Source organism: Pseudomonas sp. OV546, assembly GCF_900116845.1.
GTDB lineage: Bacteria > Pseudomonadota > Gammaproteobacteria > Pseudomonadales > Pseudomonadaceae > Aquipseudomonas > Aquipseudomonas petroselini.
The window spans coordinates 111,826-135,650 of sequence record NZ_FPCE01000015.1 but is presented as its reverse complement, the minus strand read 5'-3'; the positions used below and the strand labels follow the sequence as shown (position 1 = coordinate 135,650).

At 60.7% G+C, this 23,825-nt stretch carries 19 protein-coding genes; 11 read left to right on the top strand and 8 right to left on the bottom strand.

What is annotated here, in order from left to right; genetic code table 11:
- Positions 1 to 60 precede the first annotated feature (60 nt).
- The 4 genes from BM403_RS26830 to BM403_RS26815 all read left to right on the top strand — a co-directional run bounded on the left by BM403_RS26830 (position 61) and on the right by BM403_RS26815 (position 4,105).
- Positions 61 to 297 (top strand): DUF1653 domain-containing protein, encoded by a 237-nt coding sequence (locus BM403_RS26830; protein WP_010212074.1) that lies wholly within the window; start codon positions 61 to 63, stop codon positions 295 to 297.
- A 114-nt stretch (positions 298 to 411) separates the two neighbouring features.
- Complete coding sequence (topA, locus tag BM403_RS26825; protein WP_012722846.1) at positions 412 to 3,033, top strand: type I DNA topoisomerase; 2,622 nt, start codon at positions 412 to 414, stop codon at positions 3,031 to 3,033.
- A 198-nt stretch (positions 3,034 to 3,231) separates the two neighbouring features.
- Positions 3,232 to 3,753 (top strand): DUF6586 family protein, encoded by a 522-nt coding sequence (locus BM403_RS26820; RefSeq protein WP_012722847.1) that lies wholly within the window; start codon positions 3,232 to 3,234, stop codon positions 3,751 to 3,753.
- A gap of 118 nt (positions 3,754 to 3,871) precedes the next feature.
- A complete protein-coding gene (locus tag BM403_RS26815) occupies positions 3,872 to 4,105 on the top strand; it encodes a hypothetical protein (RefSeq protein WP_010212068.1) in 234 nt (77 codons plus the stop codon).
- 350 nt (positions 4,106 to 4,455) lie between these two features.
- On the opposite strand, the gene sulA is transcribed toward BM403_RS26815, so the two are convergent.
- Positions 4,456 to 4,929, bottom strand: a complete 474-nt coding sequence (gene sulA / locus BM403_RS26810; RefSeq protein WP_012722849.1) for an SOS-induced cell division inhibitor SulA — start codon at positions 4,927 to 4,929, stop codon at positions 4,456 to 4,458.
- Between the two features lie 10 nt (positions 4,930 to 4,939).
- Entirely contained in the window at positions 4,940 to 5,548 is a 609-nt protein-coding gene (gene lexA, locus BM403_RS26805) for a transcriptional repressor LexA (RefSeq protein WP_003172575.1), read from the bottom strand.
- 263 nt (positions 5,549 to 5,811) lie between these two features.
- Here lexA and BM403_RS26800 point away from each other — a divergent pair, with 263 nt between their 5' ends.
- Complete coding sequence (locus BM403_RS26800) at positions 5,812 to 6,519, top strand: TetR/AcrR family transcriptional regulator (RefSeq protein ID WP_012722850.1); 708 nt, start codon at positions 5,812 to 5,814, stop codon at positions 6,517 to 6,519.
- Between the two features lie 136 nt (positions 6,520 to 6,655).
- Positions 6,656 to 7,666: a beta-N-acetylhexosaminidase gene (nagZ, locus tag BM403_RS26795; protein ID WP_093545991.1), complete on the top strand. Its 1,011-nt coding sequence runs from the start codon at positions 6,656 to 6,658 to the stop codon at positions 7,664 to 7,666.
- Between the two features lie 112 nt (positions 7,667 to 7,778).
- On the opposite strand, the gene BM403_RS26790 is transcribed toward nagZ, so the two are convergent.
- Genes BM403_RS26790 through mfd form a run of 3 tightly spaced genes read right to left on the bottom strand, consistent with a single transcriptional unit; the run spans position 7,779 to position 14,509 of the window.
- Complete coding sequence (locus tag BM403_RS26790; RefSeq protein WP_012722852.1) at positions 7,779 to 10,472, bottom strand: DEAD/DEAH box helicase; 2,694 nt, start codon at positions 10,470 to 10,472, stop codon at positions 7,779 to 7,781.
- A gap of 9 nt (positions 10,473 to 10,481) precedes the next feature.
- The gene (locus tag BM403_RS26785; RefSeq protein ID WP_046035149.1) at positions 10,482 to 11,048 is read right to left on the bottom strand and encodes a CsiV family protein; all 567 of its coding nucleotides are present in this window, start codon (positions 11,046 to 11,048) and stop codon (positions 10,482 to 10,484) included.
- Positions 11,049 to 11,059: 11 nt separating this feature from the next.
- On the bottom strand, positions 11,060 to 14,509 hold the full coding sequence (gene mfd, locus BM403_RS26780) for a transcription-repair coupling factor (RefSeq protein ID WP_093545989.1): 3,450 nt from the start codon (positions 14,507 to 14,509) through the stop codon (positions 11,060 to 11,062).
- 340 nt (positions 14,510 to 14,849) lie between these two features.
- Between mfd and BM403_RS26775 the strand changes: the two genes are divergently transcribed.
- Positions 14,850 to 16,313: a glyceraldehyde-3-phosphate dehydrogenase gene (locus BM403_RS26775; RefSeq protein ID WP_012722855.1), complete on the top strand. Its 1,464-nt coding sequence runs from the start codon at positions 14,850 to 14,852 to the stop codon at positions 16,311 to 16,313.
- 522 nt (positions 16,314 to 16,835) lie between these two features.
- Here BM403_RS26775 and BM403_RS26770 read toward each other — a convergent pair.
- On the bottom strand, positions 16,836 to 17,369 hold the full coding sequence (locus tag BM403_RS26770; RefSeq protein ID WP_012722856.1) for a chalcone isomerase family protein: 534 nt from the start codon (positions 17,367 to 17,369) through the stop codon (positions 16,836 to 16,838).
- Positions 17,370 to 17,629: 260 nt separating this feature from the next.
- Here BM403_RS26770 and sthA point away from each other — a divergent pair, with 260 nt between their 5' ends.
- The gene (gene sthA, locus BM403_RS26765; protein WP_012722857.1) at positions 17,630 to 19,024 is read left to right on the top strand and encodes a Si-specific NAD(P)(+) transhydrogenase; all 1,395 of its coding nucleotides are present in this window, start codon (positions 17,630 to 17,632) and stop codon (positions 19,022 to 19,024) included.
- A gap of 42 nt (positions 19,025 to 19,066) precedes the next feature.
- Here the strand turns inward: sthA and BM403_RS26760 are convergent, their stop codons facing one another.
- Positions 19,067 to 19,789, bottom strand: a complete 723-nt coding sequence (locus tag BM403_RS26760; RefSeq protein WP_012722858.1) for a glycerophosphodiester phosphodiesterase — start codon at positions 19,787 to 19,789, stop codon at positions 19,067 to 19,069.
- Between the two features lie 46 nt (positions 19,790 to 19,835).
- Positions 19,836 to 20,420 carry a PilZ domain-containing protein gene (locus BM403_RS26755; protein ID WP_012722859.1) on the bottom strand — a complete coding sequence of 195 codons (585 nt, stop codon included), beginning with the start codon at positions 20,418 to 20,420 and terminating at the stop codon, positions 19,836 to 19,838.
- 94 nt (positions 20,421 to 20,514) lie between these two features.
- Between BM403_RS26755 and BM403_RS26750 the strand changes: the two genes are divergently transcribed.
- From BM403_RS26750 to BM403_RS26740, 3 genes are all read left to right on the top strand, one after another.
- The gene (locus tag BM403_RS26750) at positions 20,515 to 21,765 is read left to right on the top strand and encodes a lipoprotein-releasing ABC transporter permease subunit (protein ID WP_012722860.1); all 1,251 of its coding nucleotides are present in this window, start codon (positions 20,515 to 20,517) and stop codon (positions 21,763 to 21,765) included.
- A gap of 7 nt (positions 21,766 to 21,772) precedes the next feature.
- Complete coding sequence (gene lolD, locus BM403_RS26745; protein WP_012722861.1) at positions 21,773 to 22,456, top strand: lipoprotein-releasing ABC transporter ATP-binding protein LolD; 684 nt, start codon at positions 21,773 to 21,775, stop codon at positions 22,454 to 22,456.
- A 61-nt stretch (positions 22,457 to 22,517) separates the two neighbouring features.
- Entirely contained in the window at positions 22,518 to 23,762 is a 1,245-nt protein-coding gene (locus BM403_RS26740) for a lipoprotein-releasing ABC transporter permease subunit (RefSeq protein ID WP_093545986.1), read from the top strand.
- Positions 23,763 to 23,825 lie beyond the last annotated feature (63 nt).

The following is a 23,825-nucleotide window of genomic DNA, read 5'->3' as shown; positions in this document are numbered from 1 at the left end:
TTTTTGTTTTTTGGCGGTTTTGTATTTTTTTTTTAACAAATTTTGTAAGAGGGCCAGAGCATGAAAGTCGAACCAGGGCTCTACCAGCATTATAAAGGTCCGCAGTACCGCGTTTTCAGTGTGGCGCGGCACTCCGAGACCGAAGAAGAAGTGGTGTTCTACCAAGCACTGTATGGCGATTACGGCTTTTGGGTGCGCCCATTGAGCATGTTCCTGGAGACCGTCGAAGTTGACGGCGAACAGGTCCCACGCTTTGCTTTGGTGCAGGCCGAACCCAGTCTTTTTTCAGGGCAATAACGGCAGGCCGCGCAGAATACTGCGCTTGACCTCACCTTGTTGCCACTATATATAGCGTTGCCGCGTCAGGCGCCAACTGCCTTTCACTTCTCGAATTCAGGAATTTTCCGATCCATGGGCAAATCGCTGGTCATTGTGGAATCCCCGGCTAAGGCCAAGACCATCAACAAGTACTTGGGCAACGAGTACGTGGTGAAGTCGAGTATCGGCCATATCCGAGACCTGCCCACCAGCGGTTCGGCTAGCGCCAGCAAGGAGCCTGCCGCCAAGCGCGGCAAGGCCGCCGCGGGCGAAGGTCCGGTACTCACGCCTAAAGAGAAAGCGCGCAAGCAGCTGGTCTCACGCATGGGTGTGGACCCGGATCATGGCTGGAAGGCCAAGTACGAAATCCTTCCGGGCAAGGAAAAGGTCATCGAAGAGCTGCGCCGGCTCGCCAAAGATGCCGACACCATCTATCTCGCAACGGACTTGGACCGCGAAGGGGAAGCCATTGCCTGGCACCTGCGGGAAGCCATTGGCGGCGACGACAGCCGCTACAAGCGTGTGGTGTTCAACGAAATCACCAAGAAAGCCATCCAGGAAGCCTTCTCCAAGCCGGGCGAACTGGACATCGACCGTGTCAACGCCCAGCAAGCGCGTCGTTTCCTCGACCGCGTCGTGGGTTACATGGTCTCGCCACTGTTGTGGGCCAAGATCGCCCGTGGCCTGTCCGCCGGCCGTGTGCAATCGGTCGCGGTAAAGCTGGTGGTGGAGCGTGAGCGCGAGATCCGTGCGTTCAACCCCGAAGAGTATTGGGAAGTCCACGCCGACCTCGGCACCGCCAAGGGTGCCAATGTGCGCTTTGAAGTGGCCCGCGAGAAAGGTGAGGCCTTCAAGCCGCTGAACGAAGCCCAGGCCATGGCTGCGCTGGAAAAGCTCAAGGCGTCCAGCTACAGCATCGTCAAGCGTGAAGACAAACCCACCAGCAGCAAGCCATCGGCACCGTTCATCACCTCCACCCTGCAACAGGCCGCGAGTAACCGCCTGGGCTTCGGGGTGAAGAAAACCATGATGATGGCCCAGCGTCTGTACGAAGCCGGCTACATCACCTATATGCGTACCGACTCCACCAACCTTTCGGTGGACGCGGTCGCGATGGCGCGTACTTACATTGAAAGCGAGTTCGGCAAGAAATACCTGCCGGAGAAGCCGAACGTCTACAGCAGCAAGGAAGGCGCACAGGAGGCTCACGAAGCGATTCGTCCTTCGGACGCCAACACCGAGCCAAGCAAGCTCAGTGGCATGGAGCGCGACGCCGAGCGCCTCTACGAGCTGATCTGGCGCCAGTTCCTGGCCTGCCAGATGCTGCCGGCGCAATACCTGTCCACCACGGTCAGTGTGGGGGCTGGGGACTTCGAGCTGCGTGCCAAGGGCCGTATCCTCAAGTTCGACGGTTACACCCGCGTGATGCCGCAAATCGCCAAGCCAGGCGATGATGATGTGCTGCCGGACATGGCCCAGGGCGATACGTTGAAGCTGATCAAGCTCGACCCGTCCCAGCACTTCACCAAGCCACCGGCGCGTTACTCGGAAGCCAGCCTGGTAAAAGAGATGGAAAAACGCGGTATCGGTCGTCCTTCGACCTACGCGGCGATCATCTCCACCATCCAGGATCGCGGCTACGTGGCGTTGCACAACCGTCGTTTCTATTCGGAAAAGATGGGCGACATCGTCACCGAGCGCCTGTCCGAGAGCTTCTCCAACCTGATGGACTACGGCTTTACCGCCGGTATGGAAGAGAACCTCGATGACGTCGCCCAGGGCGAGCGCGATTGGAAAAACGTGCTGGACGAGTTCTACGGCGACTTCAAGAAGAAGCTCGAAGTGGCCGAAAGCCCTGAGAGCGGCATGCGTGCCAACCAGCCGGTGATGACCGACATCCCGTGCCTGACCTGCGGCCGCCCGATGCAGATTCGTACGGCGTCCACCGGCGTTTTCCTCGGTTGCTCGGGCTACAGCCTGCCGCCGAAAGAGCGCTGCAAGGCCACCGTCAACCTGGTGCCGGGCGATGAAATCGCGGCTGACGATGAGGGTGAATCCGAGTCGCTGGTACTGCGTGGCAAGCACCGTTGCCCGATCTGCAGCACGGCGATGGACGCCTACCTGCTGGACGAGAAGCACAAGCTGCACATCTGCGGTAACAACCCGGATTGCAACGGCTACGAGATCGAAGAAGGCACCTACCGCATCAAGGGCTATGAAGGTCCGAGCCTGGAATGCGACAAGTGCGGCAGCGAGATGCAGCTCAAGACCGGTCGTTTCGGCAAGTTCTTCGGTTGCACCAACCCGACGTGCAAGAACACCCGCAAACTGCTGAAAAGCGGTGACGCGGCGCCGCCTAAGATGGACCCGGTGAAGATGCCCGAACTCAAGTGCGAGAAGGTCAACGACACCTACATCCTGCGTGACGGCGCTTCCGGCCTGTTCCTGGCGGCCAGCCAGTTCCCGAAAAACCGCGAGACCCGTGCACCGTTGGTGCTGGAGATCGTGCCGCACAAGGATGAGATCGATCCGAAGTACCACTTCCTGTGTGAAGCGCCGAAGAAGGATCCCGACGGTCGTCCGGCCGTGATCCGCTACAGCCGCAAGACCAAGGAGCAATACGTGCAGTCCGAAGTGGACGGCAAGCCTACCGGCTGGAAAGCGTTCTACGACGGTGGTAAGTGGAAGGTCGAGGACAAGCGTCAGGGCGCTTGATCCGTCGGATGCGCTGAAGATCCAATGTAGGAAGGGGCAAGTCGAATCATCGCCGCCCCTCCCACATTGGATCTTTTTGGTTCTGAGCGTCGAGTTTTGACCCGCATAAGCAGCGGTTTATTGCACTTGCAGTAGGTTCGGCTGATCCGTGACACTGTTCAGCCAGCATCACGCTTATTCGTTGTGGAGATTGCCGTCATGGCCAACGAACTCTATACCCGTACCAACCAGAAAATTTACTTCGCGGGTTTGTCCCTGGAAGCCCTTGGCCGTGCCGAGGAAGGGAAGGAGATGAACGCGATTGCGCTGGTTCAGGCTGGGCGTGAAGCCGCGTTGTTCCACCTGTATGGTGCGTTACTGGGCTTGTGTCATGAGATCGCCGGGTTCTACCGCTTGCCCCAGGCCGGTTCGCCCCGTGCGGAAATGATCATGAATCGTGAAGTGCTGGAAAGCATGGCGATCCCTGAGCTGGCCGAGTTGGTGGAAATGGCCCAGAGCCCTGACAGCTGGGTCGCGCGCCTGCTTAAGGCCCATGCGGATATGTTTCAGCCGCCCCGTGTTCCCCATGTGCCCAAGGGCGATGTGACCCAGCCCCTGATCGTGGCGGTTGCGTTGGAAGAGGAAGAGCCCAAGCCTCTGAGTCGCGAAGAGTTGGAAGGCTGGCGTCAGGAGCTGAAAAAGATGGCGTTGCGCTTTCGTGAAGGTTTAAACGAGTGCTGAACGTTGGTCGGATTCATATGGCGCCGTTCATCAAGCCGTAAAGAAACCTCTTCAGAACCTCAACGAAGCCGGGCAGATGACTGATATAATCCCGGCCTTTCGTGGAGAACAGACTTTTATGCCGACGTCCTTTCTGGAAATTGTTGAGTTGCCCGACGGCCGAATCGAGCTGCGCCGGGCTGAGGACGAAGGTTCTCTGGTTATTCTGGATTTTTCCGAGGACGCCAAAGTGTTCCTGCAGGGCCAGCACGTGGAAGTGGCAAAAGCCATGCTGAGCGTGGGTGTGCAGATGGCAGGTCGCCTTGCAGAAGGCGAGCCGGAGAAAGAAGACGGGCCACGCGTTCTTCACTGAGGTCTGCGACGAGCGTGCAAGTTTTGGTCAGCGGGGCTGTTGTGGTGAGTGGGCTTGTGGTTGTGAGCTGCGCTGTTGTGGGCTGGGCTGTTGTGGTGAGCGGGCTTGCCCCGCGCTGGGCTGCGAAGCGGCCCTAAATAGATTCAATGCGGTACATCAGATATTCCACGGTGCTTGGTTTTGGGGCCGCTTCGCAGCCCAGCGCGGGGCAAGCCCGCTCACCACAACAAGCCCGCTCACCACAACAAGCCCGGTCACCATAAGAAGCCTGCAAACCACAGTAAGCCCGGTCACCATAACAAGCCTGCAAACCACAGTAAGCCTGCACACCACACGCAAAGTCCGTACTTTTATCCCAATCGAATATTCAAGCTCTGAGCATCGCCCGTGCGTGCGGCGCTGATCAGCTGTTGCTTGGCCGCAGCATTCAGAGGGTTCAGCCAGCTCACCACGGTGTGGCTACGGCCCAGGCGCAAGGCTTCGCAGGTCAACTGCTGGGCGCTTTGCGCGCCGCGCGGTTGCAGCAGCAGGATGCGTTCGCGGTTGAGGCCGGCGTCCCGCAGCCAGGCCTGGGTCAGGCTGGCGGGCGGGGCGATCAGCGTCAGCCAGCGGGCGTCCTGCTCTTCGCTCAATTCGCGAAGGATCGGCGCCAACAGGCTCAGGCAGCTCCCAGCTGCACCGCGCAACGACAATTCACTGAACGCCTCAGGCTCGGCGCTCCAGGGCGCCTCGATCGTTTCCTTGAGGATGGGCGCAAGGGGTTGGGCCATGAAGGCCTCGAACAGCGACAGTTGTGTGTGTTGTGGGGTGTGCACGAGCTGCATGATGCCTCCTTTAGCGGCGAATGACGCCGACGCTCAAGCCTTCGATCACCAGGTCCTGATCTTTCAGGTTCACTTCAATCGGGGCGAACTCAGGGTTCTCGGCCAACAGCCAGACCTTGCTGCCTTCGCGCTTGAAGCGTTTGACGGTGACTTCGTCGCCGATACGGGCGACGACGATCTGGCCATTACGGGCTTCGCGTGTAGTGTGGACGGCCAGCAGGTCACCGTCGAAGATGCCCACGTCCTTCATGCTCATGCCATGGACCCGCAACAGGTAGTCGGCGCGAGGATGGAAGAAGGTCGGGTTGATGTTGCAGGATTCCTCGACGTGCTGCTGCGCCAGGATCGGCGCACCGGCAGCGACACGGCCGATGATCGGCAGGGTCGATTCGTCGGCCTTGGCTTCGAAGCCAGGGATGCGAATGCCGCGCGAGGCACCGGGGGTCATCTCGATGGCGCCTTTGCGCGCGAGGGCCTTGAGGTGTTCTTCGGCGGCGTTGGGGGACTTGAACCCCAGTTCCAGCGCAATTTCCGCTCGTGTCGGCGGGTAGCCGTTGTCATCGAGGCAGCGCTTGATAAAAGCGAGAATCTCAGCTTGGCGTGGCGTCAGTTTTAGCATGTTGATCGCTCTGTCTTTTTATACAGTGACTGGGATTATATACAGTGAACTGCGCTTGGCAATCATCCTTTTTGGCCACTCCGCTGGACGGTCATCGGGGACACGTCCTACAAGGCAGGGATAGCGCTGCCTACAGACCGCCAAGGATGTGATTAAATAGCGATGAAATACATGACTGCCCGGCCGGAAAGCGAACCCGCAGGCTTGACAAGACATAACCTGAAACGTATGTTTCAAACAAGTGTTTGTCAGGCGGAGTAGCCATGGCCCAGTCGGAAACCGTTGAACGCATTCTCGATGCTGCCGAGCAATTGTTCGCGGAAAAAGGATTCGCTGAAACTTCATTGCGGCTGATTACCAGCAAGGCTGGCGTCAACCTCGCGGCAGTGAATTACCATTTCGGCTCGAAAAAAGCGCTTATCCAAGCCGTGTTCTCGCGCTTCCTGGGGCCGTTCTGCGCCAGTCTTGACCGTGAACTCGAGCGTCGCCAGGCAAAGGCTGAGCACAAGCCCACCTTGGAAGAGCTGTTGGAAATCCTCGTTGAACAAGCCCTGGTGGTTCAGCCCCGCAGCGGCAACGACCTGTCGATCTTCATGCGCCTGTTGGGCTTGGCGTTCAGTCAAAGCCAGGGCCACCTGCGGCGTTACTTGGAAGACATGTACGGCAAGGTTTTCCGCCGCTACATGTTGCTGGTCAACGAGGCCGCCCCGCGTATTCCGCCGATCGAGCTGTTCTGGCGTGTGCACTTCATGTTGGGTGCTGCCGCGTTCAGCATGTCCGGGATCAAGGCGTTGCGGGCCATTGCCGAAACCGATTTCGGTGTGAATACCTCTATCGAGCAGGTCATGCGCCTGATGGTGCCGTTCCTTGCCGCCGGCATGCGCGCCGAAACCGGCGTGAGCGACCCGGACATGGCCGCCGCCCAGCTGCGCCCACGCAGCAAATCCGCGCCGGCCCCCGCCAAGGTTTGACCCGCCCGGGTGTGCGCAGCCGCTTGCATCCGCTAAGCTAGCGGCCCATGTCTAATTCAGCTATTTACTCGCAACCCGTTGTTCTCACTGTGCCTGGTGAGAGCAACGGGTTGTGTGCGTTCTATAAGGAAGGTTTATGACTGCTGCCCTGCAAGGTTCTTTGATGGTCGACGTTGCCGGTACCTGGCTGACGGCCGAGGATCGCCACCTGTTGCGCCAGCCTGAAGTGGGCGGCCTGATCATTTTTGCGCGCAATATCGAGCATCCACGCCAGGTGCGGGAGTTGAGCGCGGCGATTCGTGCCGTGCGTCCGGACCTGTTGCTGGCGGTTGACCAGGAAGGCGGTCGCGTACAGCGCCTGCGCCAGGGCTTTGTACGCCTGCCGGCTATGCGTGCGCTGGCGGACAACCCCAATGCTGAATACCTGGCCGAGCAATGCGGCTGGATCATGGCGACTGAAGTGCTGGCCGTGGGCCTGGACCTGAGTTTCGCCCCCGTCCTCGATCTGGACTATCAACGCAGCGCCGTGGTCGGCACCCGATCCTTCGAGGGCGACCCCGAGCGCGCTGCCGTGCTCGCCGGTGCCTTTATCCGTGGGATGAACAGCGCGGGCATGGCCGCGACCGGTAAACACTTCCCGGGCCATGGTTGGGCGGAGGCCGATTCCCACGTCGCGATTCCCAATGACGAACGCAGCCTGGAGCAGATTCGCGCCAATGACTTGGTGCCTTTCGCACGCTTGAGCAAGCAACTGGCGGCGGTGATGCCCGCTCACGTCATCTACCCGCAGGTTGATAACCAACCTGCAGGTTTCTCGCGCCGCTGGTTGCAGGACATCCTGCGCGGCGAGTTGCAGTTCGATGGGGTGATTTTCAGTGATGACCTGTCCATGGCCGGTGCCCATGTGGTGGGCGACGCCGCCAGCCGTATCGAAGCGGCGCTGACGGCGGGTTGCGACATGGGCCTGGTGTGCAATGATCGCGCGGCTGCCGAGTTGGCGTTGACCGCCGCCCAGCGCATGAAGGTCAAACCATCGGCCCGAATCGCACGCATGCGCGGACAGGCGATTGCGTCGACGGACTACAAGCAGGATCCGCGTTGGTTGGCGGCAGTTACCGCGCTGCGTGAAGCGCAGTTGATCGGCTGAAAACCGCGGTGCGCCCATCGCAGGCAAGCCAGCTCCCACATTCGACCGCAGTTATCTTGAAGAAACGCGGTCACCTGTGGGAGCTGGCTTGCCTGCGATAGCGATCTGACAGTCAGCGCTTTTCCTGTTTGTGGGGCAACGGCGCGAACAGCGCTTCAATATCCTCGTTGCCCAGCTGCCAGTCTCCGGTAGTACGCCCATCCAGCACACCCGCTGCCAAGTCGGACTTTTCTTTTTGCAGGTGTTGGATTTTTTCCTCCACCGTGCCTCGGGCAATCATCTTGTACACGAACACCGGCTTCTCCTGCCCGATGCGATACGCACGGTCGGTGGCCTGGTTTTCCGTGGCCGGGTTCCACCATGGGTCGTAGTGGATCACCGTGTCGGCTTCCGTCAGGTTCAGGCCTACACCGCCGGCCTTCAGGCTGATCAGAAAAATCTGCAGCTTGCCGCTCTGGAAGTCCTTCACCGGCGTGCGCCGATCGCGGGTCTGGCCGGTCAACAAGGCGTAGGCAACGCCGCGCTTTTTAAGCTCGACTTCGATCAGGCTCAGCATCGAGGTGAACTGGGAAAACAGCAGGATCCGCCGGCCTTCTTCAAACAGCTCCTCGAGCATCGTCATCAAACTGTCGAGCTTGCCCGAGCTGCTGCCACGGGCGGGCAGGGTGGCGTCGTTGACCAGGCGCAGGTCGCAGCACACCTGGCGCAGCTTCAGCAGCGCCTCAAGAATGATGATTTGGCTGCGTGCCACACCCTTGCGGGTGATCTCGTCACGCACCTTCTTGTCCATGGCCAGGCGCATGGTTTCGTACACGTCGCGCTGGGCCTCATTGAGGTCGACCCAGTGGATGATCTCGGTCTTGGGCGGCAACTCCGTGGCCACCTGCTCCTTGGTGCGGCGCAGCAGGAAGGGTTTTATCCGGCCGTTGAGGTGCTGCAATCGTACATCGCTGGCGCGCTTTTCGATGGGCACGCGGTAATCGCGGTTGAAGCTTTTCACGTCGCCCAGCCAGCCCGGCAGGAGGAAATGAAACAACGACCACAGCTCACCCAAGTGGTTTTCCAGTGGCGTGCCGCTGAGGCACAAGCGTTGCCGCGCATTCAACTCGCGCGCCGCCTGGGCCGCTTTGCTGGAAGGGTTCTTGATGTACTGCGCTTCATCCAGGATCAGCACATGCAGGGGCAGCGCCGCGAGCTGTTCGATGTCCTTGGGCAACAGCGCGTAGGTGGTCAACAGCAGGTCGTAGTCCTGTAGGTGGGTAAAGTGTTTCTTGCGCGTTGCGCCATACAGCGCCAGCACTTTGAGCTGAGGGGTGAAGTGCGCCGCCTCATCGAGCCAATTAGGAATCAAGCTGGTGGGCATCACCACCATGCAGGGCCGATCCAGGCGCCCGGCGATTTTTTCAGTGAGAATATGCGCCAAGGTTTGCAGGGTTTTACCCAGGCCCATGTCATCCGCAAGTATCCCGCCAACATCGAGCTGGCGCAGTGACTGCATCCAGCTCAAGCCTTCCAGCTGGTAAGGGCGCAACGTCGCGTTCAACCCTTCCGGCGCTACGCAGGTGAAATCCTTGATATCCCGCAAGCGCTGGGCGAAGTTGCGGATCTTCTCGCCACCTTCCCATTGCAGCGGCAGGTCTTCGAGCGGGTTCAAGCGAATCGCATCGGCCTTGGCCAGGCGCAGCGTGGTGGTGCCGGCTTCCTGCAAGTAGAACTCGCCGAGGGTTGCCAGTACCGGTTTCAGCCGGCCGTAAGGCAGCGCCACTTGCAGCGGGCCATGGCCGCCGTTGGGCAGGCCGGGAATGTTTACCAGGATCAGTTCTTCATCGCGACGGCGTGCGAGTTTTTCCGGGTTGAGGATCTCGGTGTGGGAGCGCATCAGGTTCAGCAGGATCGGCAGCAGGCTCAGCCGCTCGCCGTTGACGATAATGCCCAGCTCCAAGTCGAACCAATCGCGCTCCGGCCCGTCATCGACGGTGGCGTACCAGTCATCGACGGTGCTCAGGTCGAAGCCGAAGTCCTCATCGATCTGCAGCTCCCAGCCCTCGGCCCGTAAGGTGGGTGATGCGTTGAGGGTGAAGTTGAGCCAGGCGCTGTCATTGACCATCTCGAACAGCTCGCCAGCGCTTTCCGGCAAGGCTTTGCTCTGGCGTGTGGCGATCTTGAAGCCGAGCAGCCGCAGTTGTTCGCGGTACGGCTGTTCCAGCTCCGGATGCCGCTTGATCCGCAGGCTCTGGGTGTCCTGGCGCACGATGATGTCGGCGTTTTTCTGCCCGCTGACATAGTTGCCCAAGTAGTTGAACGACAGCGCCGCACGGTGCTGGATGTAGCGCTGCATCTTGCCGTTGCGCGGTTCAAAGGCACTGAACTCGACACTGGCCAGCCACAAGCGCGGCACGGGCACTACATCCTCCATGACCACCTGCGGCAACGCCACGCGGTTTTCCAGTACGGCCTGGAGTTTTTCCAGCAGCTCGGCATCCTGTGCAGCGGCCGGGTAGGCGAGGGTTTCCTGGACTTTGAGCAGCACCGCCGCGATGTGTTTGCAGTTGGTGTGCACTGGGCAGGTACAGCGGCTGTCCACCAAAATCAACGTGCCCTTGGCCGACTCGCGCAGTGAGATGGTCTGCCGATAAACGTTGCCGCCCGAGCCTTCGCAACTGGCGACGATGGTGCTGTCGCCGCATTCGACGATGCGCACCCGGTTCTCCAGGGCATAACGGCGCCCGCGCTCCAGGCTTTGCTCTTTGAAGCGATTGGCCCATGAAGGGGCCAGGGGTTTGGTCAGCGACGACGTCAGGGGCATGGCGCTGGATCAGTCCTGGATATCGGGCGGTGGTGCGCTGGGTGGCTTGGCGGTCAACGAGGTGATCTTGATCAACAGCGCCAAGTGGCCGCCGTCCAGGTAGTTGAGCTGGTTGTTCTTGGTGCGCACGTCCTTCTGGGCGAGGTGTTCGCTGGCGATCACGCTGCCATTACTGTCGAAGGTGTTGATCCAAAAGTCCGCGTCGATGTCCGTGAAGCGACCCAGTTGCAGGCTCAAAACACCCTCGATGGGAAACTGGCCAAACTGCTCCTGGCCGTCGGTGATCGCGATGTTGACCGGCTGCTCACCCAGGTTCTGTTCCCAGGCCTTGTGCGCCAACACGGTGTAGCTGTTATCGGCGCGCAGCTTTTCGACGATGTTGCTCAGGCGCGGAGGGCTCAGCTTGTCGCCCAGGCGCACGGCCCCGGCATCCCAGTTTTCCGGCGCGGCGCGGCTGTTGATCACCGGCTCGGCGTTCTGGCGCACCAGGATCATTTCCACCTGGTACGGGCTGTCGGCAAACGCCGTAGGTGCCACGACCACCAACAACAGGCTCAAAATGCGGAACAGGCGCATTGGGGCGTCCTTCAAGCAGATTTCGGGATGAGGCGTTCGAACAACGCCTCCAATGTATTAAAGCGTTCTTCGGCACGTTCCATCGGTACCATGAACTTGAACAGCGTAGCCCCTTCGAACTTGTAGCGGTTGGGCTGGCCCTGGATCAGCTTAATCAGCACCAACGGGTCCACCGGCGTCTGCGCTTCAAACTCGATGCGCCCACCCTGCGGCCCGGCATCGACCTTCTTGATCCCCAGTTGCTCGGCCTGCAATTTGAGCAGGGTCAGGCGCACCAGGTTCTTGGTTGGCTCGGGCAGCAGGCCGAAGCGGTCGATCATCTCCACTTGCAGGTCCTTGAGGCCTTCTTCGTCGGTGGCCGAGGCGATGCGTTTGTACAGGATCAGCCGCGCATGCACGTCCGGCAGGTAGTCTTCGGGGATCAGCGCCGGCAAGCGCAGGTTGATTTCCGGACCGCCGCCCAGCGGTTGATCAAGATTCGGTTGCTCGCCCTTGCGGATCGCTTTCACCGCGCGTTCAAGCATTTCCATATACAGGGTGAAACCGACCGCCTGGATCTGCCCGCTCTGGCCGTCGCCCAGCAGTTCGCCGGCACCACGGATTTCCAGGTCGTTGGTGGCCAGCACAAAACCGGCGCCCAGGTCCTGGGTGTTGGCGATGGCTTCCAGGCGCTTTTCCGCGTCGGAAGTGATCTGCTGGCGCGGTGGCGTGAGCAAATACGCATACGCCTGGTGGTGACTGCGCCCGACCCGGCCGCGCAACTGGTGCAGCTGCGCCAGGCCAAACTTGTCGGCGCGCTCGATGATGATGGTGTTGGCGCTCGGCACGTCGATGCCGGTTTCGATGATGGTCGAGGCGATCAGCACGTTGAAGCGCTTGTGGTAGAAGTCGCTCATCACCTGTTCGAGATCGCGCTCGCGCATCTGTCCGTGGCCGATGGCAATGCGCGCTTCCGGTACCAGTTCGGCGAGGTCGGCGGCGCACTTCTCGATGGTCTTCACGTCGTTGTGCAGGTAGTACACCTGCCCGCCGCGCAGCAGTTCTCGCAGCAGCGCTTCTTTCACCGTGCTTTTGTTTTGCTCCATCACGAAGGTGCGCACCGACAAGCGACGCGCCGGTGGCGTGGCGATGATCGACAGGTCGCGCATGCCCGACACCGCCATGTTCAGTGTGCGCGGAATCGGCGTGGCAGTGAGGGTCAGAATGTCGACCTCGCTGCGCAGGGCCTTGAGTTGTTCCTTCTGGCGCACGCCAAAACGGTGTTCTTCGTCGATGATCACCAGGCCCAGGTTCTTGATCTTCACATCGTCCGACAGCAGCTTGTGCGTGCCGATCACGATGTCGATCTTGCCTTCGGCCAAATCGGCGATGGCTGCATTTACTTCCTTGGCCGACTTGAAGCGGCTCATCACTTCCACGGTCACCGGCCAGTCGGCAAAGCGGTCGCGGAAGCTGTTGTAGTGCTGCTGGGCGAGCAGGGTGGTGGGCACCAGGATCGCCACTTGCTTGCCGCCATGCACTGCAATGAAAGCCGCACGCATCGCCACTTCGGTCTTGCCGAAGCCGACGTCGCCGCATACCAGGCGGTCCATCGGCTTGGGCGCGAGCATGTCGGCGCGCACCGCTTCGATGGTGGTTTGCTGGTCGGGAGTTTCTTCGAAGGCGAAACCGGCGCTGAAGGTCGCGTAGTCGGCTTTCGGGTCGGCGAACGCATAACCTTCGCGCGCGGCGCGGCGTGCATAGATGTCGAGCAATTCGGCGGCAACGTCGCGCACCTGTTCGGCGGCTTTGCGCTTGGCTTTCTGCCAAGTCTCGGAGCCCAGGCGGTGCAACGGTGCCAGGGCATCGTCGCTGCCGGTGTAACGGGCGATCAGGTGCAGGCTGGCCACCGGCACGTAGAGCTTGGCGCCCTCGGCGTATTCCATGGTGAGGAATTCGGCGGCCTGGTTATCGATCTCCAGGGTCTGCAGGCCCAGGTAACGTCCGACGCCGTGGTCGATATGCACCACCGGCGCGCCTTCGCGCAGTTCGGTGAGGTTCTTGATCACCGCGTCGTTGTTGGCGTCGGCGCGTTTTTCGCGGCGACGGCGTTGCATCACGCGCTGCCCGAACAGCGGGCTCTCGGCGATCAGCGCCAGCGCCGGGTCGTCCAGCAGCAGGCCTTCATCCAGTGGCGCGATGGTGATCGCCAAGCGTTCTTTGCTCTTGACGAAGTCCGGCCAGCTGTCGACGGTTTTCGGTCGCAGCTTCAGGCGTTCGAGCAGCTCCAGCAGCACTTCGCGGCGCCCGGCGGACTCGGCGGTAAACAGCACGCGGCCAGGGAAGTCGCCGAGGAAGTTGGACAGCGCTTCCAGCGGTTGCGTGGCTTTGGCCTGGATTGCCAGGTCCGGCAGTGTGCCCGCCGGGAAGCGCTCGCGGCCGCTGCCGGCGTCCACATCCTGTTGGCTGGCGACCACGCGGGGCCAGTTTTTAAGACGGGCAAAGCAGTCTTCCACCGGCAGGAACAGCTCGGCGGGCGGTAATAACGGACGGGATGGATCGACGCGGCGTTCTTCGTAACGGTTACGCACGTCGTTCCAGAAGTTTTCCGCTGCTTGCTCGATACCCGGCAGCGAGAACACTTGGGTGTCCTGTGGCAGGTAGTCGAACAGGGTGGAGGTTTCGTCGAAGAACAGCGGCAGGTAGTACTCGATACCGGCCGGTGTAATCCCACTGCTCAAGTCCTGGAAGATCGGACAGCGACGGAAGTCGACGTCGAAGCGCTCACGGAAGCGCGCCTTGAAGCGCGTGACCGCATCTTTCTGTAATGGAAATTCCCGCGCAGGCAGCAGCTTGATCGAGTCGACTTTGTCGATGGATCGCTGGTTTTCTGGATCGAAGGTGCGCAGGGTCTCGATTTCGTCATCGAACAGGTCGATGCGGTACGGCAGTTTGCTGCCCATCGGGAACAGGTCGATCAGGGCCCCGCGCACTGCGAACTCACCGTGTTCGTACACAGTGTCGACGCAGCGGTAGCCGCTGGCTTCCAGGCGCGTGCGCATCTGCTCGACGTCGAGCTTCTGGCCGATATCCAGGACCAGGCTGCTGCCCAGCAGGAACTTGGTCGGCGCCAGGCGATGCAACGCAGTGGTGATCGGCACCACCAGCACGCCGTGGGCCAGTTCCGGCAGGCGGTACAGGCTGGCGATGCGCTGGGAAATGATGTCCTGGTGCGGCGAGAACAGGTCGTAGGGCAGGGTTTCCCAGTCGGGGAAATGCAGCACCGGCAAATCGGGGGCGAAGAAGCTCAGCTCCTGCTCCAACCGTTCGGCGCTTTGGCTGTCGGCGGTGAGCAGCAGGGTAAAGCGCTTAGCTGCGCTGGCAGCCTCGGCGATAGCCAGGCTCAGGGCGGCACCGGGCAGGTTGCCCCAGTGCTGTTTACCTGCCGCGGCAGGGAGAAGCGGTAGACGCAGAACGGGCACGGAAGGTTGAGCTCCAAGCGTTGCGACAAAGTCGGTAATTGTAACGGCCCAAGGTGCCGCCTGTCAGTTTCTGACTGAGCCTATTACGGTTTGTAGGAAATGTAGTGGCTAAGACAAACAATGGCGTGTTTTGACTCAATATGTAGTGCCGAAATGCGCGATTGTTTAGGAGGGTTACGGACAAGTTGGTCTGCGTCCCCAATGAGTGGCCTTCTGGAACCCGCGTATTTACTGGGCTGCAGCGCGGCGGTATTTTTTGGCAAGGGTTTTTTGTTGTAGGACGCGCATTGCTCCGAGGACGGTCGGGCGGCATAATGTAGCCCCTTTTTTCAGCCCCTACATGTGGAAGGTTCCCGTGACTCAGAAGCCCGACCAGTGTCTTGGTGAATGGATCGACCGTGAAGCACTCGCAGAAGCGATGATCCCGCTTATCGGTCAGCTGTACCGCAATAACAATGTGGTGAGCTCGATCTATGGCCGCAGCCTGATCAACCAGTCCGTCATCGCGATTCTCAAAGCGCACCGCTTTGCGCGTCACCGTTCCGCCGACGACAGCGAACTCTCCGTCCACGAAACATTCCCCCTGCTCAAAGCCATGAGCGAGCTCAAGCTTGGCGCGGCCTCCGTAGACCTGGGCAAGCTGGCCTACAAATTCCGCAAAGAAGGCGCCGGCCGTACCGCCGAGCAGTTCGTGCGTGAAGAGATGGCCGATGTGGTTGGCCAGCAAAACGCCGCGGCCCGTAAAGGCACCGACGTTGTGCTGTACGGCTTCGGTCGTATCGGCCGTCTGCTGGCGCGCATCCTGATCGAAAAAACCGGTGGCGGCGACGGCCTTCGCCTGCGTGCCATCGTGGTGCGCAAAGGCGCCGAGAACGACCTGACCAAGCGTGCCAGCCTGCTGCGCCGCGATTCGGTACACGGTCCGTTCAACGGCACCATCGTCATCGACGAAGAAAACAACACCATTACCGCCAACGGTAACCTGATCCAGGTGATCTACGCGAAGAACCCGTCCGAGGTGGATTACACCCAGTACGGCATCAAGGACGCCTTGCTGGTGGATAACACCGGCGTATGGCGTGACGCCGAAGGCCTGGGCCAGCACTTGGCCTGCCCGGGTGTCGATCGCGTTGTCCTCACCGCGCCTGGCAAAGGCAAGCTGAAGAACATCGTTCACGGCATCAACCACGCTGAAATCACTGCTGACGACAAAATCGTGTCCGCCGCTTCCTGCACCACCAACGCCATCGTGCCGGTGCTGAAGGCAGTGAATGACAAGTTCGGCATCGTCAACGGCCACGTCGAAACCGTTCACTCGTACACCAACGACCAGAACCTGATCGACAACTTCCACAAGGGCGATCGTCGTGGCCGTAGCGCCGCGTTGAACATGGTGATCACCGAGACCGGTGCTGCCACCGCTGCTGCCAAGGCCCTGCCTGAGCTGGCTGGCAAGCTGACCGGTAACGCGATCCGTGTACCGACGCCGAACGTGTCGATGGCCATCCTCAACCTGAACCTTGAGAAAGCCGCCACCCGCGAAGAGATGAACGAGTACCTGCGCTACATGGCGCTGCACTCCGATCTGCACAAGCAAATCGACTTCGTCAATTCCCAGGAAGTGGTTTCCACCGACTTCGTTGGCTCGCGCCACGCCGGTGTGGTGGACGCGGAAGCGACCATCAGCCAAGACAACCGCGTTGTCCTGTACGTGTGGTACGACAACGAGTTCGGCTACAGCTGCCAGGTGGTTCGCGTGATGGAAGACATGGCTGGGGTCAACCCGCCTGCGTTCCCGCGCTAAGCATCAGCAATAAATGAAAAAGCCCCGACTGGTTCGGGGCTTTTTTATGGCTGGGGATTTTGTGCAGGCTGGGAGGGCCTCATCGGGGGCAAGCCCCCTCCCACAGTTGATCGCATTTCAATGTGGGAGGGGGCTTGCCCCCGATGGGCATAATTATCTGCACAACACTGTAGCAACCACGGTAACCAAGGTAACCACGATGCGAAGCGAGCCGCTGTTGATCTTGATCCTGCTTTTGATCTCAGGCGGCCCCCCAAATACCTGTCGGATTACGGGCACACCGAGCGTGAGCGAGGTGCCGAGTGTTGGGGCAAGAGCCTTTTGGTTACTTTTGGGCTCTTTCCAAAAGTGACCCGCCGTAAGGGCGGAACCCATACCAGTCGTGACCTAAATAACGGATATGTACCCAGTCTGATCCAACATCATGGTCGTCTGCCAGGCCGCCAGCGGGAGCAAGCTCCCTCGCCACAGGTCCAACGCCATACCCAGAATTGTGTAGATACCGATCCCCCGATGGGGCCCTCAGTCCACAAGCTTGCTGCGCAGGCTGTCGGACAACCCCTTGGGCGCCAACCAGATACCCAGGTAGGCCCTTGCCAGCGCGTCATTGCGGCTGCTGAACACCACTTGGCCATTGATCTCCAAATTCAGGCCACGGCCGGGACGAAAATCCAGGGCATATCGATCTCCGGCTTGGATATCACGAAAGCGGGTGTGTAGTTTTTCGATCTCTGGCTTCAGGCTTGCGCTGGTTTGCTGGCGCTCCAGGGTGGCCGTGGCCGCCTTGATCACATCGCTGCGGTCGATATCGCGAAAGTAATACAACACAAGGCGCAGCGTCTTTTGCTGGTCCCACGCCTGCTTCGCACTCAGGTCCGCCGGGGCATACAGCGCGGCCGCGTACACATCCGCCCAGAGGTAAGTGAGCACCGCCTGATTTTTCAGCACCAATGCCTGGGACTGTGCCGGGAAGTCGGCTTGCTTGAGCCGATCCGCCTCATTGGCGTGTGCGGTGATCGACAACATCAGCATTAAACAGAAAACTAGATGCCGCATAATGGCCCGTCCCGAAAAGATCCGTGGCTACAGGTTAATTCATTTTCCGGCAGCGGCAGGGTTCAGGGATAATCTGCGCTGTGTAGTAAAGGCAAGACTGGCCTACGACGCGACCAAGGGTTAATGTGCGCGGCGTTGCGCCTTATATAGACTGTGCCCCGGTTCACACACTTGAGCCAAATTGTCCTTCATGACCGCTGGCCGCGGCATGATTTAGCCCGGCGTCCAACCGTACGCCTGGCCTGTTCTGAGGAGTACGCATGGCTGTCTACAACTACGACGTGGTGGTACTGGGTTCCGGCCCGGCTGGAGAAGGTGCGGCGATGAACGCCGCGAAAGCAGGGCGCAAGGTGGCGATGGTCGATAGCCGTCGCCAGGTCGGCGGTAACTGCACCCACCTGGGCACCATCCCGTCCAAGGCCTTGCGTCACTCGGTGCGCCAGATCATGCAGTTCAATACCAACCCGATGTTCCGGGCCATTGGTGAGCCGCGCTGGTTCTCGTTCCCGGACGTGCTCAAAAGCGCCGAGAAAGTCATCTCCAAGCAGGTGGCTTCGCGTACCGGCTACTACGCCCGTAACCGCGTCGACCTGTTCTTCGGCACCGGCAGCTTCGCCGACGAGCAAACCGTCGAGGTGGTCTGCGCCAACGGCGTGGTCGAGAAGCTGGTGGCCAAGCACATCATCATCGCCACCGGGTCGCGCCCGTATCGCCCGGCGGACATCGATTTCCACCACCCGCGTATCTACGATAGCGACACCATCCTGAGCCTGGGCCACACCCCGCGTAAACTGATCATCTACGGCGCCGGTGTGATCGGCTGTGAATACGCCTCGATCTTCAGCGGCCTGGGTGTGCTGGTGGAGCTGGTGGATAACCGCGACCAGTTGCTGAGCTTCCTCGACTCGGAAATTTCCCAGGCGTTGAGCTACCACTTCAGCAACAACAACATCACCGTGCGCCACAACGAAGAGTACGAGCGGGTCGAAGGCCTGGACAACGGGGTGATCCTGCACCTCAAGTCCGGCAAGAAGATCAAGGCCGACGCCTTGTTGTGGTGCAACGGCCGTACCGGCAACACCGACAAGCTGGGCATGGAAAACATCGGGGTCAAGGTCAACAGCCGTGGCCAGATCGAGGTGGACGAGAACTACCGCACCTGCGTGACCAACATCTACGGCGCCGGTGACGTGATCGGCTGGCCGAGCCTGGCCAGTGCCGCGCACGACCAGGGCCGTTCGGCCGCTGGCAGCATCGTCGACAATGGCAGCTGGCGCTACGTGAACGACGTGCCGACCGGGATCTACACCATTCCGGAGATCAGCTCGATCGGCAAGAACGAGCACGAACTGACCAAGGCCAAGGTGCCTTACGAAGTGGGCAAGGCGTTCTTCAAGAGCATGGCGCGTGCGCAGATCGCCGGTGAGCCGCAAGGCATGCTGAAGATCCTGTTCCACCGTGAAACCCTGGAAGTCCTCGGCGTGCATTGCTTCGGCTACCAAGCCTCGGAAATCGTGCACATCGGCCAGGCGATCATGAGTCAGCCGGGTGAGCAAAATACCCTCAAGTATTTTGTGAACACCACGTTCAACTACCCGACCATGGCGGAAGCCTATCGGGTCGCGGCCTACGACGGCCTCAACCGGCTTTTTTGAGCGGCTCCGGCCGGTGGCCTGAGCCGGCCGGGGAGACCGATTTCAGTAATTCCCGAGAGTGGCAGTGGCCAAACCGGGAAAGTCTGTAATCAGGCTATCTACGCCGAAGTCGGCGAGCCTGCGCATCAGCGCGGGTTCGTTGACTGTCCACACGGACACGTGCAAGCCCTGGCGCTGGGCTTTTTCCAGGCGCTCGGGGGTGCACAACGTCCAGTTCAACGCCAGATACTCACAGCCATAGTTCTGCGCGACCTTCAACGGGTCGAGCCAGGCATATTCGGCGACCAGGCCGCGTGACAGGTCCGGGGTGAGTTCAACCGCCGCTTTCAGCACTTCCCGCGAGCTTGAGGTCACGGTGACCTTGTCCATCAGACCGAAACGTACGGCCATCTCACGGATCGCCAGCACGGTGGTGGCGGCGCGGGTGCGCGAAGCGCTTTTGACTTCCAGTTGCCAGTGATCGAAGTCGCACTGTTCGAACAGTTCTTCCAGGCGCGGGATCGGGCAGGGCTTGACCCAGCCCGGGCCGCCTTTGCGCGCGTCCATCTTCACCAGGTCTGCCGCCGAATACTCGACGACTTTGCCGCGCCGGTCGGCGGTGCGCTTGAGGGTCGGGTCGTGGATGACCATCAGCTCGCCGTCCATGGACAGGTGCAAATCCAGTTCGCAGCGGCGTACACCGTGCTTGAGGCACTCCTGGAAGCTGGTCAGGGTGTTTTCCGGTGCTTCGCCTTTGGCACCGCGGTGGCCGTAGATCAGGGTCACAGTTGCTCCTTTACGCCAGGTCGTCCGGCGGGGTGAATTCGAGAGTTCAGGTGTCTTGGGCGTCGCTTTGTTCCCGCGCCAGGCGCCGTTCCTGGGCCTGTTTCTGCAAGATGTAGCGCGCCAGCAGTTGGCGCTGGGCGTCGGTCATGGCTTCGAATTCCGTGCCGACGTCAAAGCCTGTGCCTTTGGGATCGCAATGGGTGACCCGCGCGCGCAGCAGCAGGCCGAGTGCCTGGGGCATCAGCACCAGCTTGACCGCCAGGTGGGCGCCGGCCGGCAGGGGCGTGGGGTGTTGGAAGTCGATGCCACCTTCGGAAATGATCACCGGCTGCGGAGCGCCGACCTCATCCAGCAAGCCGCGCGCCATGATCTGGCTGAGCAGGTCGACACGTTTGTTCTGCACACGCAGGAAGGCCGCGAGGGTGCGATCCTTCTCGCTGAGCTGGCGTAGCAGGTGCTGGGCCTCGAATTCACTCAGGTGCAGCTCGCTGAGCAGATTGAAGAGTGGCGAATCATCCAGCAACACTTCCTTGCTCGCTGCTTCGGGGGCAGACAGGCTTTTGATTTGGAGTGCGATCATGTCGTCGATACGGTAGTATTCGCGGCGCTCTTCTTCATCTAATGTCGACATGGCGAACCCCAGGTAACGGTAATGGTCTGAGTGTAAAGCTGCTTACCACACCCCGCCACCGGGACGTCTTCTTTTCCTCCGAACAAGCCCCGACATGTTCAGACCTCTCTTCGTATTTATCGGCACGCGTTATACCCGTGCAAAGCGCCGCAATCATTTTGTGTCGTTCATTTCCCTCACCTCGATGATCGGGCTCGCCTTGGGCGTGGTCGTGATGATCGTGGTGCTGTCGGTGATGAACGGCTTCGATCATGAGATGCGCACCCGCGTGCTGGGCATGGTGCCCCACGCGACCATCGAGGGCGATGCGCCCATCAGCGACTGGCAAAGCCTGGCGGCCAAGGTCAAGCAGAACCCCAAGGTGCTGGCGGTTGCGCCCTTCACCCAGATGCAGGGGTTGCTGACTAACGACGGCAAGGTGCAGAAGATCCTGCTTAATGCCATCGATCCGGCCCAGGAACGCAACGTCTCGATCATCGACAAGTTCATGTTGCAGGGCAAGCTCGACGACCTGGCGCCCGGCAGCTTCGGCATCGTGATCGGCGACAAGGCGGCGGCCAAGCTCGGCGTGGGCCTCGGCGACAAGCTGACCTTCGTCGCGCCGGAAGTCACCGTGACCCCGGCCGGCATGTTCCCGCGCATGAAGCGTTTTACCGTGGTCGGCACCTTCCACGTTGGCGCCGGCGAGATCGACGGCTACCTCGGCCTGACCAACCTCACAGACCTGGCGCGCCTGCATCGCTGGCAGCCGGACCAGGTGCAGGGCCTGCGCCTGAAGTTCAACGACCTGTTCGACGCACCGCGCGGCGCCTGGGAAATCGCCCAGCACCTGGGTGAAAACCAGTACTACGCCCGCGACTGGACCCGTACCCACGGCAACCTGTACCAGGCCATCCGCATGGAAAAAGCCATGATCGGCCTGCTGTTGCTGCTGATCGTCGCCGTGGCGGCCTTCAACATCATCTCCACGCTGGTGATGGTGGTGAACGACAAGAAGGGCGATATCGCCATCCTGCGTACCCTCGGCGCCACGCCGGGGCAGATCATGGCGATCTTCATGGTGCAGGGCACCGTGATCGGCGTGGTCGGCACGTTGATCGGTACGGCCGTCGGCATTCTGGCTGCGTTGAACGTGAGTGCCGCCATCGCCGGCCTCGAAACCCTGATCGGCCACAAGTTTCTCAACGCCGACGTTTACTTCATCGACTACTTGCCGTCCCAGGTTCAGGCCCAGGACGTGTTGATGGTGGGCGGCGCTGCGTTGGTCCTGAGTTTCCTTGCCACCCTGTATCCAGCCTGGCGCGCGGCACGTACCCAGCCAGCACAGGCCTTACGTTATGAGTGAATCGGGCATGAGTGAAAAAGCAATCCTGAGCTGCCGCAACCTGGGCAAATCCTACGAGGAAGGCCCGGAATCGGTGGTGGTGTTGTCCAACCTGCAACTTGAGCTGCACCCTGGCGAACGCGTGGCGATCGTCGGCAGTTCCGGTTCCGGCAAAAGTACCTTGCTGAACCTGCTGGGCGGCCTTGATACGCCGTCCCAGGGCAGCGTGTGGCTGGCCGGTGAAGAGCTGTCGGCCCTCGGTGAGAAGGCTCGTGGGCAACTGCGCAACCGTTCGTTGGGCTTTGTGTACCAGTTCCACCATTTGCTGCCGGAATTCACCGCCCTGGAAAACGTGTGCATGCCGCTGTTGATCGGCAAGACCGCGATCCCGCAAGCCCGCCAGCGTGCCCAGGCCCTGCTGGAGCGTGTCGGCCTCGGCCATCGCCTGGAGCACAAGCCGGCGGAGCTGTCCGGCGGCGAGCGTCAGCGTGTGGCGATTGCCCGTGCCCTGGTCAACAACCCAGGCCTGGTGATGCTCGATGAGCCCACCGGCAACCTCGACTCCCACACCGCCCAGGGAATCAAGGACTTGATGCTGGAACTGAGCACCCAGATGCGCACCGCGTTCCTGGTGGTGACCCATGACATGAGCATGGCCCGGCAGATGGACCGCGTGTTGCACCTGCAGGAAGGTCATCTGGTCGCCATCTGACCCGTTTCAAGCCCGGCGCCTTAAGCGCTGGGCTTTTTCATTTTTTCAACGGTGCCCGCGAATGTTCAGACCGTTATCGATTTTCATCGGCACGCGCTATACCCGCGCCAAGCGCCGCAACCGTTTTGTCTCGTTTATCTCGATGACCTCGATGATCGGCCTCGCCCTGGGCGTGCTGGCGATGATCGTGGTGCTGTCGGTGATGAACGGCTTCCAGCGCGAAATGAGCTCGCGCATCCTTGGCATGGTGCCCCACGCGACCATCGTCGGCGTGAACCCGATCAACGATTGGCAGCCCGTGGCCGCCGCCGCGATGAAGAACCCGGAAGTGACCGCGGCAGTGCCCTTCACGCAGATGGACGGCATGTTCTCCTACAAGGGCGCCATGCAGCCGATCGAGATCAGCGGCATCGACCCGGCACAGGAAGGCAAGGTGTCGATCGTGGCCCAGCATATCGTGCGCGGCAAACTGGATGACCTGAAGCCTGGCGAGTTCGGCGTGGTGGTCGGCGAAATCACCGCCCGGCGCTTCCGCCTGAACGTGGGCGACAAGTTGACCCTGATCGTGCCGGAAATCAGCACCGCACCGGGCGGCATCACCCCGCGCATGCAGCGCTTGAACGTGGTGGGGATCTTCAAGGTCGGCGCCGAACTGGACGGCTCCATGGCCATGATCCACATGGCCGACGCCGCAGAGATCCAGCATTGGCAGCCGAACCAGGTGCAAAGCGTGCGCCTGGCGGTGAAAGACCTGTATGCGGCGCCCAAGGTCTCGGAGGACATCGCCGCCAGCCTGGGCGCCGGCTACAAGCCGGATGACTGGACCCACACCCAGGGCAGCCTGTTCAGCGCAATGAAAATGGAAAAGACCATGATCGGCTTGCTGTTGCTGATGATCGTCGCCGTGGCTGCGTTCAACATCATTGCCACGCTGATTATGGTGGTAAACGACAAGGGTGCGGACATCGCGATCCTGCGTACCATCGGCGCAACGCCGCGGCAGATCATGGCGATCTTCATGGTGCAGGGCACCGTGATCGGTGTCGTCGGTACCTTGATCGGCGGCATCCTGGGTGTGATTGCGGCGCTGAATGTGAGTGAGCTGGTGGGCTGGCTGGAACGGGTTACCGGGCAGCATATCTTCAGTTCGGATGTGTATTTTGTCAGCAATCTGCCTTCGGAGCTTCAAGACGGGGATGTGCTGCTGATCTGCACGGCCGGGTTTGTGTTGAGCTTTTTGGCGACGATTTATCCGGCGTATCGGGCGGCGAAGATTGAGCCGGCGCATGCCTTGAGATATTCGTAAGATTCAAGACCGCTATCGGGGGCAAGCCCCCTCCCACATTGTGAAGCGTGAATATATTCAAAC